Here is a 15,233-nt window from a genome sequence, read left to right on the forward strand (position 1 = left end):
GCGTTCTGTAAGTCTGCGAAGGTGTGTCGAGAGGCATGCTGGAGATATCAGAAGTGCGAATGCTGACGTAAGTAACGATAAAGGGGGTGAAAAGCCTCCTCGCCGGAAGACCAAGGGTTCCTGTCCAACGTTAATCGGGGCAGGGTGAGTCGACCCCTAAGGTGAGGCCGAAAGGCGTAATCGATGGGAAGCAGGTTAATATTCCTGCACGACTTGTAATTGCGATGGGGGGACGGAGAAGGCTAGGTGGGCCAGGCGACGGTTGTCCTGGTGAAAGTGCGTAGGTGGTGTTTCTAGGCAAATCCGGAGACACAACACTGAGACACGAGACGAACGCACCACGGTGCGGAAGCCATTGATGCCCTGCTTCCAGGAAAAGCCTCTAAGCTTCAGATTACAAGTCATCGTACCCCAAACCGACACAGGTGGTCGGGTAGAGAATACCAAGGCGCTTGAGAGAACTCGGGTGAAGGAACTAGGCAAAATAGTACCGTAACTTCGGGAGAAGGTACGCTCTTGTTGGTGAAGTCCCTTGCGGATGGAGCTGACGGGAGTCGCAGTGACCAGATGGCTGGGACTGTTTATCAAAAACACAGCACTCTGCAAACACGAAAGTGGACGTATAGGGTGTGACACCTGCCCGGTGCCGGAAGGTTAATTGATGGGGTTAGCGCAAGCGAAGCTCTTGATCGAAGCCCCGGTAAACGGCGGCCGTAACTATAACGGTCCTAAGGTAGCGAAATTCCTTGTCGGGTAAGTTCCGACCTGCACGAATGGTGTAACCATGGCCATGCTGTCTCCACCCGAGACTCAGTGAAATCGAATTCGCCGTGAAGATGCGGTGTACCCGCGGCTAGACGGAAAGACCCCGTGAACCTTTACTACAGCTTGGCACTGAACATTGAACCTACATGTGTAGGATAGGTGGGAGGCTTTGAAGGCGTGACGCCAGTTGCGCTGGAGCCGTCCTTGAAATACCACCCTTGTATGTTTGATGTTCTAACGCAGGGCCCTGAATCGGGCTCGCGGACAGTGCCTGGTGGGTAGTTTGACTGGGGCGGTCTCCTCCCAAAGAGTAACGGAGGAGCACGAAGGTTGGCTAATCCTGGTCGGACATCAGGAGGTTAGTGCAATGGCATAAGCCAGCTTAACTGCGAGACGGACAGGTCGAGCAGGTACGAAAGTAGGTCATAGTGATCCGGTGGTTCTGAATGGAAGGGCCATCGCTCAACGGATAAAAGGTACTCCGGGGATAACAGGCTGATACCGCCCAAGAGTTCATATCGACGGCGGTGTTTGGCACCTCGATGTCGGCTCATCACATCCTGGGGCTGAAGTCGGTCCCAAGGGTATGGCTGTTCGCCATTTAAAGTGGTACGCGAGCTGGGTTCAGAACGTCGTGAGACAGTTCGGTCCCTATCTGCCGTGGGCGTTGGATGATTGAAGGGAGTTGCTCCTAGTACGAGAGGACCGGAGTGAACGAACCTCTGGTGTTCGGGTTGTCACGCCAGTGGCACTGCCCGGTAGCTAAGTTCGGAATCGATAACCGCTGAAAGCATCTAAGCGGGAAGCGAGCCCTGAGATGAGTCATCCCTGACCCCTTGAGGGTCCTAAAGGGCCGTTGGAGACCACAACGTTGATAGGTGGGGTGTGTAAGCGCGGCGACGTGTTGAGCTAACCCATACTAATTACCCGTGAGGCTTAACCATACAACACCCAAGAAGTGTTCGAAGACTTGTAGCAGATACCGAGAACGAATAACTAAATCAGCTTTTTCAGATTGAAGATTTTGCCTGGCGGCAATAGCGCAGTGGAACCACCTGACCCCATGCCGAACTCAGAAGTGAAACGCTGTAGCGCCGATGGTAGTGTGGCATTCGCCATGCGAGAGTAGGACACTGCCAGGCACCCAATTAAACGGTGATGTGAAAGACATGACCGGCTGCGAGGATGACACCTCATAAAGAAGCAGCAAATGATTTAGCGAAAGCTAACCGAATGCGGAGCGGTAGTTCAGTCGGTTAGAATACCGGCCTGTCACGCCGGGGGTCGCGGGTTCGAGTCCCGTCCGCTCCGCCACTAAATTGAAAGGCCTTCCCTGACGGGAAGGCCTTTTTGCTATCTGGCTTTTGCAAACGGGATGAGGAAACAAGAGACAACCGCCAGGGCTGCGACTTGCCACTGGCAACTCGGTCCCTGTCTGTTGTCCTTTGTGCTTGAGCCGGACTCTGTCCGTCTCCCCGTCCGCTCCGCCACTACTTAAGAAGCCCAGTCGAAAGACTGGGCTTTTTTTCGTTTGCTTCCCTCTCTATTACCTCTTCTCCCTCTCTATTACCTCTTCTCCCTCTTTTATATCCCGCTGATTTATCACGTTATGGGGGTTGTGCCTCAAGGCTTTCCATCATGGATGGGGTTCGGCATACAATGCGCCTTTGGTGTCAGATGAGAGTCTCCTATGTTTTGTCCCCGTTGTGGTTCCGGAACGCTGCAACAGCGCAGCGAGAAAGAGTTTGCCTGTGGCTGTGGTTTTCACTATTTCCAGAATGTGGCGTCGGCCGTGATGGTGGCACTGTGTTGGCAGGACGAGCTGCTGGTCGCGGTACGGGCTCGGGATCCAGGCCGGGGCTTGCTGGATCTGCCGGGCGGCTTCGTCGATCCCGGCGAATCGCTGGAGGAAGCCTTGGTGAGGGAGCTCAAGGAGGAGCTGGGGCTGGATCTGGCGGGAGAGACGCCGCGCTACCTAGGCTCCTATGCCAACGTCTATCCCTATGACGATGTGGTTTATCATACCTGCGATACCGTGTTCTTGCTGGAGTTGGCGCACAAGCCTTTGGTGGTGGCGGCCGATGATGTGGCAGCCTGCGAGTGGCGCAAGCTGGCCGGCCTTGCCCCTGCCGAGTTTGCCTTTCGCTCTACCGGCGCCGCCATCAGTCAATTGCAGCGGCTGCGGGGCTAACCAGCAGCAGTGATGACTGGGCGGAGCAGCTAGCCCGGCAGGTGGAGGGTGACGATCAGGCCGCCCTCTTCGCCGTTTCTGGCCTCGACCCGCCCGCCCTGGGCCTGGATGGCCTTGCGGGTGATGGCAAGGCCCAGCCCATAGCCCTTGCCTGCGGCGGGGGAGCCGATCCGCACGAAGGGATCGAAGATGCTGGAGAGCTTGCTCTCATCCACCCCCATCCCCTGATCCGCCACCTCGATGACGAACTCGCTGCCCTGGTGCATCAGGGTCAGGTGGATGCACTGGCCCGCCTGCGAGAAGCGCAGGGCATTGCGCAGCACATTGTCGAGAGCCCGGCGGATCAACTCAGCCTGTCCGCAGACCGTGTACTCCCGGGTCTCATCTACCCAGGTTTTGATCTCGACCCCCATGTGCTGCGCCTCGTAGCGGGCATCGCTCACCACGGCGTCGACCAGCCCCTGCAGATCGTAATACTCCTCGCCGTCCCGCTCGCCATGGCCGGCACGGGTGAGGGTCAGCAGTTCGCCGATCATCTTGTCCATGCGCTGGGTCTCGAGCTGGATCCGCTCGAGGGAACCCTCGATCCTGGCCGGATCCTGCTGGGCAAGACCGATGGCCAGTTGCAACCTGGCAAGGGGGGAGCGAAGCTCATGGGAGACGTCGTGCAGCAGCTGCTCGCGGCTCTCCACCAGCAGTTGCAGCCGTTCGGCCATGGCATCGAAGTCGCGGGCCGCATCGCTGATCTCGTCGTGGCGCCGCCGCATGGCGGGGTAGAGGCGCACTGCCAGATCTCCCTGGGCGAGGCGTGCGAACCCCTGTCGGAAGCGGTTCATGGGACGGGTCAGGTGCCAGGCGAGCAGGGCACTGAAGAAGAGGCCGCCAAGCCCGCCGATCCACCACATGGGGGGCGGCATGTTGAGCCAGTTGCGATGGGGCTGGGGCGGGGCCAGCAACTGCTGCAGGCCGGCGCCGTCATAGTCAAGCCGATAGCGCTGGCCATCGGCCCCCAGCAGGATGCGGCCGCCCAGCGTCGTGGCTGGCTCTGTTGTGATCGGTTCAAGCTGCAGCAGCCTTCGCTCCTGAGCCGGCCAGCTGGCCTGCAGGGCTGCGACTGCAGCCGGTCCCTGTCGCTGCAGCAGGCTGGCGGCCGCCTCCAGCTGGCGTTCGGCCAGCTGGTTGGCCATGCGCTGCTCCGGCGGCCCTTCGTGGCGATAGAGGCTGAACGCCACCCACAGCAGCTGGCTCATCATGATGATGGTGAACCAGAAGCCGAACAGGATCTTCCAGAACAGGCGCCCCTTGAGGATCATGCCAGCCGGTATCCTATGCTGCGCACCGTCTCGATGCCGACGGCGTCCCCCGCCAGGGCCTGCAGCTTCTGGCGGATGTTGCAGATGTGCACGTCGACGCTGCGATCATAGGGCTCGCGTGGGCGGCCCAGCCCATGCAGGGAGAGCTCATCCTTGCTGACCACCCGCTCCGGCGATCGCAGCAGCAGCTCCAGCAGGTTGAACTCGGTGGCGGTCAGCTCCAGCGGCTGCGTTTGCCAGTGGCACTGACGGGTGGCGGGGGAGAGCACCAGCTCGCCAAGGCGCAGGCCCTGCTCTTTGCCCGGATTGGCGGGGGCAGGCTCGACCCGGCGCAGCACGGCCCTCAGCCTGGCCACCAGCTCCCTCGGGTAGCAGGGTTTGGGCACATAGTCATCGGCCCCCATCTCGAGCCCGATCACCCGATCGATATTGTCCCCCTTGGCGGTGAGCATGATGACGGGGATCCGGCTGTCGCGGCGGATCTGGCGCAGCACCTCGCTGCCGTTCAAGTCGGGCAGCATGATGTCGAGCACCACGGCGGCATAGTTGCCGGAGAGGGCGTGCTGCACGCCGCTCTTGCCGGTCAGCACATGGGTGGTGGCAAAGCCTTCGCCGCCCAGGTATTCGCTCAGCATGGTGCCAAGCTCCAGATCATCGTCCACCAGCAGGATCTTCATCGCTCTTCTCCGTCTCGGGTTGGCGCCATTTTCCCGTGTCCGTCTCCGCCTGACAGCTGCTTTTACGCAATCCTTACACTGCCCTGCAAGAGGCTTAACCGGACATTGGAGTAGATTGCCCGGGTCTGTTTCATCCTCTGTTTTAGCCAAGGATATCCGCGATGACCCCTGTCCGTCTTCTCGTTGTTCGCCTGCTGCTGCCCGCCCTGCTGCTGGTCGGCGCCGGCTGGCTGTGGCTGCCTTCCAGGGCGGCGCCGGCAGCCGCCTATATCACGGCCCCGGTTGAGCGGCGGGATCTGGAGCAGAGCGTGCTGGCCGACGGCACCCTGCAGGCCCAGAAGCTGGTGAGCGTGGGGGCCCAGGTATCGGGGCAGATCAAGGCGCTGCACGTGGCACTGGGGGACGAGGTGAAACAGGGCGATCTGCTGGTCGAGATCGACGATCTCACCCAGCAGAACGCCCTCAAGGATGCCGAAGCTGCTCTCGACAACGTGCAGGCCCAGCTGGCCTCGCGCCGGGCCACTTTGCGCAACAACCAGCTGGCCTTCGAGCGTCAGCGCAAGGTGCTGGCTCGGGGATTGGGCAGCCAGGCCGACTACGACAGCGCGGAGGCGACCCTGACGGCCACCCGTGCCGACATCCGGGCGTTGACGGCGCAGGCGGTGCAGGCCCGCATCGCGGTCGACACCGCCAAAGTGAATCTGGGCTACACCCGCATCGTCTCCCCCATGGCGGGCACCATAGTGGCGATCCCGGTGGAGCAGGGGCAGACGGTCAACGCGGTGCAGAGCACTCCGACCATGGTCAAGGTGGTGCGGCTCGACACCATGACGGTGGAGGCGCAGATCTCGGAGGCGGACGTGATCAGGGTGAAGGCCGGCCTGCCCAGCTATTTCACCGTGCTGGGAGCGCCCGAGCGGCGCTACCAGGCCAGCCTGCGTGCCATCGAGCCCGCCCCCGACACCATCAACGACGACACGACCAGCAGCAGTTCGACCAGCACGGCCGTCTACTACAACGGCCTGTTCGAGGTGGAAAATCCGCAGCGGGCCCTGCGCATCGGCATGACGGCCCAGGTGCACATTGTGCTGGCGACTGAACGCAACGCTCTGGTGATCCCTGCCATCGCCCTGAGCGAGGGGCGGGTACAGGTGGTGGATGAGGGCGGTCGCCCGCAATGGCGGCCGGTGAAGGTCGGCCTCAACAACAAGGTGGATGCCCAGATCCTGGACGGGCTGGCGGAGGGGGAGGCCGTAGTGGTGAGCCAGTTGACGGCCCAGCACCAGCAGAGCGGGCGGATGGGTCCGCCCATGGGGATGTGATGATGAGAGAACAACTGCTGCAACTGAGCGGCATCCGCCGCCATTTTGGCGACGGGGAGCGGCGCGTCGAGGTGCTCAAGGGCATCGACCTGACCATAACGCGGGGTGAGATGGTGGCCATCGTCGGCGCCTCCGGCTCTGGCAAGTCGACCCTGCTCAATATTCTGGGCTGCCTCGATCAGCCGAGCGAGGGCGACTACCGGGTGGCCGGACGGGAGACGAGCCGGCTGACGGCTGATGCGCTGGCGACCCTGCGCCGCGAGCACTTCGGCTTCATCTTTCAGCGCTACCACCTGCTGGGGGATCTCAGTGCCCGCGACAACGTGGCGCTGCCCGCCCTCTATGCCGGTCTGGCCGGCGATGCGCGCAAGGCGCGGGCCGAGAGCTTGCTGCAGCGACTCGGGCTCGGCAGCCGGCTCGACTACAAGCCGAGCCAGCTCTCCGGCGGCCAGCAGCAGCGGGTCAGCATTGCCCGCGCCCTCATCAATGGCGGTCAGGTGATCCTGGCGGACGAGCCGACCGGCGCCCTCGACAGCCAGAGCGGGGCCGAGGTGCTCGGCATATTGAATGGGCTGCACCGCGAGGGGCATACGCTGGTGATCGTGACCCACGACATGGCGATCGCCGAGCAGGCCGAGCGGATCATCGAGCTGAAAGATGGCGAGGTGGTGGCCGACCGTCGTCATGAGCCGGCACAGCCGCTTCCCGCGTACATTGGGTCCCGGGTCGGCGAAGGGGCGCGTGGCGGTCTGGCCGGGCGGCTCGGCGCCGCCTTCAAGATGGCGCTGCTGGCCATGCAGGCCCAGCGTATGCGCACCTTCCTCACCATGCTCGGAATCATCATCGGCATCGCCGCCGTGGTGTCTGTGGTGGCGCTCGGGCGCGGATCCCAGCAGCAGGTGCTGGCCAACATCAACGCCATGGGCACCAGCACCCTGGAGATCTTCCCCGGCAGCGGCTTCGGCGATCGGCGGGCCGACGCAGTCCAGACCCTCAGGGTGGAGGATGCCGAAGCCCTCGCCGGGCTTGGTTATGTGCACAGCGTGACCCCCAGCCTGGCCACCAGCGTCACCCTGCGCCGGGGCAGTCAGGCGGTACTGGGTTCGGTGAACGGGGTGGGGGAGCAGTTCTTCCAGGTGCGCGGCTACCGACTGCTGCAAGGCATGCTGTTCGATGCCACCAGCGTGGCCGACATGGCGCAGGAGGTGGTGATCGACGAGAACAGCCTGGCGCGCCTGTTTGCCGCGGGGGAGTCGCCGCTCGGTCAGGTGATCCTGCTGGGTAGCCTGCCGTGCCGGGTGATCGGGGTGGTGGCCCGCAACCAGAGCGGCTTTGGCAGCGACGAGAACCTCAACGTCTGGATCCCCCACACCACGGCCATGACGCGGATGATGGGCCAGAGCCACCTGCGCAGCATCAGCGTGCGGGTGCAGGACGAGGTAGCGCTGGCCGCCGCCGAGGATGGCATCAGCCGCCTGCTGCGCGAGCGTCACGGCAGTCAGGATTTCTTCGTGCTCAACACCGACAGCATCCGTCAGGCGATCACCAGCACCAATGCCACCCTGACTCTCTTGATCGCCATGATTGCGCTCATCTCCCTGGTGGTGGGCGGCATCGGGGTGATGAACATCATGCTGGTGTCGGTGAGCGAGCGCACCCGCGAGATCGGCGTGCGGATGGCGGTGGGGGCCAGAACCGGCGACATATTGCAGCAGTTCTTGATCGAGGCGGTGCTGGTCTGCCTGCTGGGCGGGGCGGCGGGGGTGCTGCTCTCCCTGCTGGTCGGCGTCTTGTTCGAGCACTTCAGCAGCCAGTTTACCCTGAGCTACTCCCTGGACGCCGTGCTGATGGCCTTCTTCTGCTCGAGCCTCATCGGCGTGCTGTTCGGCTTCTTTCCAGCGCGGCGGGCGGCGCGGATGGACCCCATCCACGCCCTGGAGCGGGAGTAGGCACTCTCTTCGGCGCCCGCTGCGCCACCCCATTCGCCGGCGTTGCCGAGGGCTCATCCCGCCCCCGGCGGCGCGGCGAATTGGCCGGACGGCATCCCGTGCCAGTCCGGCAGCCTGAACCGTGTCATCGACGTGACACAGCCTGCTCTGCGCGGGTTTTCAACCGGGCCCCGTGGCCCGGTTCTTTTTCCCCATGCGAAAAAAAGGCGCCACCCGAGGGGGACGCCTGAAAGGTCAAACCTTGCGGTTTGCGGACCAACGGAACCAAGATTTCACACACATTCACACTCTCAGCACTTCGCAGGTTCAGCCCTGCCACTTGCCTCCTTCCACTATCACGTCGTTGGGATCGGTATCGGCGCTTAAGTGTTCGCGCACATACTGGTCGTAGAGTTTCAGCAGGTACTTCTCTTCCCCCAGCTTGGTGAGACGGTTGTTGACCCAGTCACGCAGCTCGATATTGCCCTTCTTCACCGCCGGCGCTATGGGGTCTTCCGAGCCCAGCTTCTCTGGCAGCACCCGATAGCCCGGGTTCTCCTTGGCCCAGCTGAAGAGCACCAGGTTGTCCTGGGCGTAGGCGTCGCCACGGCCCTGGGCCAGCGCCTGCAGGGATTCGGTGTTCTTCTCGAACTTGAGCACCTTCCAGTCCGGGTGGTTGCGGGTCAGCCAGATGTCGGCCGTGGTGCCGGTGGTGACGATCAGGGTCTTGTCCGCGAGATCGTCCAGCCCCTTGGCGGCGCTCTTCTCCGGCACCAGCACCTGCACCGCGACCTTGAGGTTCGGGTTGGTGAAGTCCACAACCTGCCGCCGCTCCGGGGTGACCGTCATGTTGGCGAGGATGAGATCCACCTTGTCGCTCTGCAGGAAGGGGATGCGGCTGGCGGGCTCCACCGCCACGAACTCGACCTTGTTCTCGTCCCCCAGCAGGTCCTTGGCGAAACGGCGACCGAGGTCGGTGTCAAAGCCGACGTAGTTGCCCTTCTCGTCCACATAGCCGAAGGGGGGCTTGTCGGTGAAGACGCCGACGATGAGCTTGTCACGCGCCTTGATCTTGTCGAGGGAACCGTCCGCCGCATGGGCGGCGCCGCTGGCGAGACCCAGTCCCAACAGGGCACTGAACAGAACCGAGGTGATTTTTTTCATGCTGACTCCTTTCGTTTGATGACATTTGTATAAGAAAACTTGGCGAGGAACTGGCGCGCACGCTGGCTGCGCGGGTTCTCGAAAAATTGATGGGGCGCGGCCTGCTCCAGGATGTGGCCGCCGTCCATGAAGACGATGCGATCCGCCACCGCCTGGGCGAACGCCAGCTCGTGGGTGACGATAAGCAGGGTCATGCCGCTGCCGGCGAGATCGCGGATCACCTCCAGCACCTCCTGCACCATCTCGGGATCCAGCGCAGCGGTCACCTCGTCAAACAGCATCACCTGGGGGTTCATGCACAGGGCCCGCACGATGGCGATGCGTTGCTGCTGGCCGCCGGAGAGCTGGCGCGGATAGTCGTGGCGCCGCTCCCACAGGCCGATGCGGGTCAGTAGCTGCTCCGCCTGCAGCAGGGCCTCCTGCCGCTCTCGTTTTTGCACCTGAAGGGGGCCGAGCAGCACGTTCTCCAGCACCGTCAAGTTGGGGAAGAGGTGATAGCTCTGGAACACCATGCCGATGCGCTGGCGCAGCCGCTGCCAGTCGGTGCTGGCATCCAGCCGCTCTCCGTCGAAGCGAATGTCGCCCCCCTGAATGGGTTCGAGCCCGTTGAGAGTGCGCAGCAAGGTGCTCTTGCCGCAGCCGCTCGGCCCCAGGATGACGATCACTTCCCCGGCGTGCACCGTGAGGCTGATCTCGTCCAGTACCCGGTGTTGGCCGAATTGTTTGCTGACAGCATTGAGCTCAAGCAGAGGTGTCATACCGCATTACCCCATTGTTGCTCCAGCCGGCGCGAGGCGAGCGAGAGCGGATAGCAGACCAGAAAAAAGAACAGGAACAGCAGACCGTAGATAAGCAACGAGCCATAGGTGCGCTCGATGATCTGCTGGCCCACCTTGATCACCTCCACCACCCCGATCAGCACCGCCAGCGAGCTGATCTTGATGATGCGGGTGTAGATGTTGATGGTCGGCGGCGTCAGCCGTTGCAGTGCCTGAGGCAGCAGCACGTGGCGATAGAGCTGCCAGCGGGAGAGCCCGAGCGCCAGGCCGGCCTCCTGCTGACCACGGGCGAGGGAGTTGAGGCCGCCGCGCACCACCTCTCCCACCTCGCTGGCCCCCCACAGGGAGAGCACCAGCACGGCGCACCAGAAGGCCGGGATGTCCAGGCCAAAGAAGATCGGCAGCCCGAAGAAGAAGAGGTAGAGCCAGACCAGCACGGGCACCACCCGAAACAGCTCGAGATAAAGCCGCAGCAGGCCCCGCACCAACCGATCGCCCTGCTGTGCCAGCACGCCGTAACCGACCCCGCCCAGGGTGGCGAACAGGATGGCGAGTAGCGAGATGGCGAGGGTCTGGCCCGCGCCCACCGCCAGCAGCGGCAGCGCCTGCGTCAGCTGCTCAGTGACCGGACTGACCATAGTGATCCCTCCTTTCCTGTGCCTTGGTGACGAGTGACGGCGGCAGCAGGAAGATAAGTGCCCACATCGGGCTCCTCGTCCGCATCCGCGATTCAATGACCGAACTGACCATATTGATCCCTCCTTTCCTGCGCTTCGGTGACGAGTGATAGCGATAGCAGAACGATCGATGCCTGCATCAGTTGCTCAATGACCGAACTGACCATGTTGCAGCCTCCTTTCAACGACCCGCAGGGCAAGGGACAGCGGCAGAAAGATCAGCACGCACATCAAGGTCAGCACCGTCAGCATTTCGTAGGTCTTGTAGTAGAGGGCGATGTAGTTTTTGGTTGTGTAGAGCAGCTCCGGCACCGCCACTGCCGAGGCCACCGTGGTCTCTTTGAGCAGAAAGATGAAGTTGGCAAACAGCGCAGGCAGGCTGGCGAGCCAGGCCTGGGGCAGCTGCACGTGGCGCAGCAGCTGCCAGCGGGAGAGGCCGATGGCTCGCCCCGCCTCCAGCTGGCTGGGGGGGATTGCCTGAATGCCCGCCCGCAGCGCCTCGGTCAGGTAGCCACCGCCGAGGAAGGTCATGGCGATCACCGCCGTGGCAAAGCCCGACAGCGACAGGCCGAGCGCCGGCAGCCCGAAGTAGAGAAAGAACAGCTGGATCAGCAGAGGCGTGTTGCGGGCCAGCTCCACATAGGCGCGGATCACCCTGTTCAGCCAGGGCCGATGCAGGCTTTGCAGCGTCACATTGAGCAGCGCCACGGCGAGCGAGGTGAGGATCACGATGGCGCCGAGCTGCAAGGTGACCCAGACCGATTGGCCGAACGCCGGCAGGGTGGTGAGAACAAAGGACCAGTCGAAGCTCATGCCGGGATCCTCCCGTCACGGCGCAGCCGCTGGGGCACGACCGTGATGGCGTCCGGGTACTTGATGCCGGCACCGGTGTTGAGCACCACCACCCGCTCGCCCCCCTGGATCCAGCCCGCTTCCCGCAGCTGGCGGGCGGCGGCGAAGGCGGCCGCCCCTTCCGGGCAGACGAAGCAGCCCTCCTGGGAGGGGAGCTGACGCAGCTCGCGCTGGATGGCGCCATCTTCCACCGCGAGGGCGCAGCCCTCGGTGCGATAGAGGGCGTCCAGCACCAGAAAATCCCCCAGCGCCTTGGGCACGTTGATGCCGAACGCCAGGGTCTGGGAGTCGGGCCAGAAGCGCGATTCGCGCTCTCCCTGCTGCCAGGCCTGGACGATGGGGGCGCAGCCGCTCGCCTGCACCGCCACCAGGCGCGGCAGCGGTCCCTGCACCCAGCCCAGCTCCTGCAACTCCCGCAGCGCCTTGTAGATGCCGATGAGGCCGACTCCGCCGCCGGTGGGGTAGAGGATCACGTCCGGCAGAGTCCAGCCGAGCTGCTCGGCGATTTCAAACCCCATGGTCTTCTTGCCTTCGATGCGATAGGGCTCCTTGAGGGTGGAGGCATCGAACAGCCCCTGCTCGGCCACCGCCTCGGCCACCTGGCGAGCGGCGTCGCTGATGAGGCCGTCCACCAGATAAAGGCGGGCACCGGCCAGGGCGCTCTCCAGCCTTGTGATGGTGGGGGCCGCCTGCGGCTGGACTATGGTGCTGCGCAAGCCGGCGCGGGCGCCGTAGAGTGCCCAGGCCGCACCGGCGTTGCCGTTGGTGGGCATGGCGAAGTGGGTGACACCGAGTTCGCGGGCGCGGGAGACGCCGACTGCGGCGCCGCGGGCCTTGAAGGAGCCGGTGGGGGTGAGGCTCTCATCCTTCATCCAGAGATCCGGAATGCCGACCTGCTTGCCGAGGCGCGGCAGCGGCAACAGCGGGGTGAAGCCTTCCCCTAGGGTGACCACCTGGGCGGGGTCGCGTACCGGCAGCAGCTCGTGGTAGCGCCACAGGCTGGCGGGGCGGCCCAGCAGGGCGGCCGGATGCCAGGCCTGCTTCAGGGCCTCGAGGTCGTAGCTGGCCAGCAAGGGGGCGCCGACCGGGCTCAGCTGCTGTGGCTGATCGGCATCCACAATCTCGTCGGTCTTGCTGCAACGCAGATGTGATAGGTAGCTGTACGGCATGCTTTATCCTGAATGAGTCGAGATGGTCAGTCGCTTATTCCATCCTGTGACCCAAGTGCCGGATAACAAACAAAATAAACTGGCAAACCTAAGCGAAAAAATTCATATGACTCCGATAGCTCCGGGTTGTGGCGGTTTCCCGCTTATGTCGCCTGGTCACCCGCTGGGGGGTTGGGCCATCCGGCACTCTTTGCTAACCTGCCCGCTTCACCGAAATTGCAGGGAGCCGCATCGATGCGAGCGATTGTCAGCCTGCTGGCCCTGTCACTGCTGTGTGCATGCAGCGGCCAGTCAACCAGAGAGGATGCCATGTCAGGGAAAGCGCGCCTTCACTACCCCGTCACCCGCCAGGGTGAGCAGGTGGATCACTACTTCGGCCAGGCCGTGGCCGACCCCTATCGCTGGCTGGAGGATGATCGCAGCCCCGAGACCGAGGCCTGGGTCAAGGCCCAGAATGCCGTGACCCAGGGTTATCTGGCACAGATCCCGTATCGCGCCGCCATCAAGGAGAAGCTGGCCGCTTCCTGGAACTACGCCAAGGAGGGGGCGCCGTTTCGCGAGGGGCGCTACCACTACTTCTTCAAGAACGACGGCCTGCAGAACCAGAACGTGCTGTGGCGCCAGTTGGAGGGCAAGCCGGCCGAGGTGTTCCTCGATCCCAATACCCTCAGCCCCGATGGCACCACGGCGCTGGATCAGCTGAGCTTCTCCCGCGATGGCCGCATCCTGGCCTACTCCTTGTCGCTGGCGGGTAGCGACTGGCGCGAGATCCACCTGATGGACGTAGAGAGCAAGCAGCCGCTGGAGGCGCCCCTCAAGGACGTGAAGTTCAGCGGCATCAGCTGGCTCGGCAACGAGGGCTTCTTCTACTCGAGCTACGACAAGCCCGACGGCAGCGAGCTGTCGGCGAAGACCGATCAGCACAAGGTCTATTTCCACCGGCTCGGCACGGCGCAGCAGGATGACCGGCTGGTGTTCGGCGCCATCCCGGCTCAGCACCACCGCTACGTGGGGGCGACCGTCACCGAGGATGACCGCTTCCTGCTCATCTCGGCGGCGAACTCCACCTCCGGCAACCGCCTCTATGTGAAGGATCTGAGCCAGGAGAACGCGCCACTGCTGACGGTGCAGGGGGATCTGGATGCGGACGTGAGCCTGGTGGACAACCAGGGCAGCACCCTTTACCTGCTGACCAACCGGGACGCCCCCAACCGCCGGCTGGTGACGGTGGATGCCGCCAACCCGGGCCCGGCCCGCTGGCGCGATCTCATCCCCGAGCGCCAGCAGGTGCTGACGGTGCACAGCGGCAGCGGCTATCTGTTCGCCGAGTACATGGTGGATGCCACCGCCCGGGTCGAGCAGTTCGACTATGAGGGCAAGCGGGTGCGCGAGGTGGCGCTGCCCGGCCTTGGCAGCGTCAGCGGCTTCAACGGCAAGCACGACGACCCCGCCCTCTACTTTGGCTTCGAGAACTATGCCCAGCCGCCTACTCTCTACCGGTTCGAGCCCAAGAGCGGCGCCATCAGCCTCTATCGCGCCTCGGCGGCGCCGTTCAAGCCGGATGATTACGTCTCCGAGCAGCGCTTCTACCAGAGCAAGGACGGTACCCGGGTGCCGCTCATCATCAGCTACCGCAAGGGGCTGAAACGCGATGGCAGCAACCCGACCATCCTCTACGGCTATGGCGGCTTCGACGTGAGCCTGACCCCGAGCTTCAGCGTGTCGGTGGCCAACTGGCTGGATCTGGGGGGCGTCTATGCGGTGGCCAACCTGCGCGGGGGCGGCGAGTACGGCCAGGCCTGGCACCTGGCGGGCACCCAGCAGAACAAGCAGAACGTGTTCGACGACTTCATCGTGGCGGCCGAATACCTCAAGGCCGAGGGCTACACCCGCACCGATCGGCTGGCGATCCGCGGTGGCTCCAACGGCGGTCTGCTAGTGGGGGCCGTGATGACCCAGCGGCCGGATCTGATGCGGGTCGCCCTGCCGGCGGTGGGGGTGCTCGACATGCTGCGCTACCACACTTTCACCGCCGGGGCGGGCTGGGCCTATGACTACGGCACCAGCGCCGACAGCGAGGCGATGTTCGACTACCTGAAGGGCTATTCCCCCCTGCACAACGTCCGGCCCGGGGTCAGCTACCCCTCGACTATGGTGACCACGGCGGATCACGACGATCGGGTGGTGCCGGCCCACTCCTTCAAATTCGCCGCCACCCTGCAGGCCGACGATGCCGGCCCCCATCCCCAGCTCATCCGCATCGAGACCAATGCCGGGCACGGGGCGGGCACGCCGGTGGCCAAGCTGATCGAGCAGAGCGCGGACATCTATGCCTTCACCCTGTACGAGATGGACTATCGGCAACTGCCGACCGTCCAGTGACATCAGGGCCCTGC

General features: G+C 63.7%; 11 protein-coding genes, 1 tRNA gene and 2 rRNA genes (1 of these 14 only partly in view). 7 read left to right on the forward strand and 7 right to left on the reverse strand.

The genetic code is table 11. From position 1 onward, the window contains the following. The 4 genes from CK627_RS07680 to CK627_RS07695 all read left to right on the forward strand — a co-directional run. A 23S ribosomal RNA gene (locus tag CK627_RS07680) occupies positions 1-1,709 on the forward strand; it begins 1,180 nt to the left of the window's first position. Between the two features lie 83 nt (positions 1,710-1,792). After that, a 5S ribosomal RNA gene (rrf, locus tag CK627_RS07685) occupies positions 1,793-1,907 on the forward strand. 95 nt (positions 1,908-2,002) lie between these two features. After that, a tRNA-Asp gene (locus tag CK627_RS07690) sits at positions 2,003-2,079 on the forward strand. Between the two features lie 376 nt (positions 2,080-2,455). Then, the gene (locus CK627_RS07695; protein ID WP_017779352.1) at positions 2,456-2,956 is read left to right on the forward strand and encodes an NUDIX hydrolase; all 501 of its coding nucleotides are present in this window, start codon (positions 2,456-2,458) and stop codon (positions 2,954-2,956) included. 29 nt (positions 2,957-2,985) lie between these two features. On the opposite strand, the gene CK627_RS07700 is transcribed toward CK627_RS07695, so the two are convergent. Continuing rightward, positions 2,986-4,269, reverse strand: coding sequence for a HAMP domain-containing sensor histidine kinase (locus tag CK627_RS07700; RefSeq protein ID WP_017779351.1), 1,284 nt, complete (start codon positions 4,267-4,269; stop codon positions 2,986-2,988). Further along, on the reverse strand, positions 4,266-4,946 hold the full coding sequence (locus CK627_RS07705; protein ID WP_095592046.1) for a response regulator transcription factor: 681 nt from the start codon (positions 4,944-4,946) through the stop codon (positions 4,266-4,268). Before CK627_RS07705 ends, CK627_RS07700 begins: the two co-directional genes overlap by 4 nt. Positions 4,947-5,107: 161 nt before the next feature. On the opposite strand from CK627_RS07705, the gene CK627_RS07710 reads away from it, so the two are divergent. Both CK627_RS07710 and CK627_RS07715 read left to right on the forward strand, forming a co-directional pair. Next, positions 5,108-6,268 carry an efflux RND transporter periplasmic adaptor subunit gene (locus CK627_RS07710; protein WP_095592047.1) on the forward strand — a complete coding sequence of 387 codons (1,161 nt, stop codon included), beginning with the start codon at positions 5,108-5,110 and terminating at the stop codon, positions 6,266-6,268. 2 nt (positions 6,269-6,270) lie between these two features. After that, a complete protein-coding gene (locus tag CK627_RS07715) occupies positions 6,271-8,217 on the forward strand; it encodes a MacB family efflux pump subunit (RefSeq protein ID WP_095592048.1) in 1,947 nt (648 codons plus the stop codon). Between the two features lie 306 nt (positions 8,218-8,523). Here the strand turns inward: CK627_RS07715 and CK627_RS07720 are convergent, their stop codons facing one another. The 5 genes from CK627_RS07720 to CK627_RS07740 form a co-directional block, all read right to left on the reverse strand. Continuing rightward, on the reverse strand, positions 8,524-9,360 hold the full coding sequence (locus CK627_RS07720; protein WP_095592049.1) for a transporter substrate-binding domain-containing protein: 837 nt from the start codon (positions 9,358-9,360) through the stop codon (positions 8,524-8,526). Continuing rightward, entirely contained in the window at positions 9,357-10,118 is a 762-nt protein-coding gene (locus CK627_RS07725) for an amino acid ABC transporter ATP-binding protein (RefSeq protein ID WP_095592050.1), read from the reverse strand. Before CK627_RS07725 ends, CK627_RS07720 begins: the two co-directional genes overlap by 4 nt. After that, positions 10,115-10,777, reverse strand: coding sequence for an amino acid ABC transporter permease (locus tag CK627_RS07730; RefSeq protein ID WP_095592051.1), 663 nt, complete (start codon positions 10,775-10,777; stop codon positions 10,115-10,117). The genes CK627_RS07725 and CK627_RS07730 overlap by 4 nt, the downstream gene beginning before the upstream one ends. Positions 10,778-10,963: 186 nt before the next feature. Continuing rightward, complete coding sequence (locus CK627_RS07735) at positions 10,964-11,629, reverse strand: amino acid ABC transporter permease (protein ID WP_095592052.1); 666 nt, start codon at positions 11,627-11,629, stop codon at positions 10,964-10,966. After that, positions 11,626-12,837: a threonine synthase gene (locus CK627_RS07740; RefSeq protein ID WP_095592053.1), complete on the reverse strand. Its 1,212-nt coding sequence runs from the start codon at positions 12,835-12,837 to the stop codon at positions 11,626-11,628. The genes CK627_RS07735 and CK627_RS07740 overlap by 4 nt, the downstream gene beginning before the upstream one ends. A gap of 234 nt (positions 12,838-13,071) precedes the next feature. Here CK627_RS07740 and CK627_RS07745 point away from each other — a divergent pair, with 234 nt between their 5' ends. Beyond that, on the forward strand, positions 13,072-15,219 hold the full coding sequence (locus CK627_RS07745) for a prolyl oligopeptidase family serine peptidase (RefSeq protein ID WP_095592054.1): 2,148 nt from the start codon (positions 13,072-13,074) through the stop codon (positions 15,217-15,219). Positions 15,220-15,233 lie beyond the last annotated feature (14 nt).

The sequence above is a fragment of the Aeromonas dhakensis genome (genome assembly GCF_002285935.1).
GTDB lineage: Bacteria > Pseudomonadota > Gammaproteobacteria > Enterobacterales > Aeromonadaceae > Aeromonas > Aeromonas dhakensis.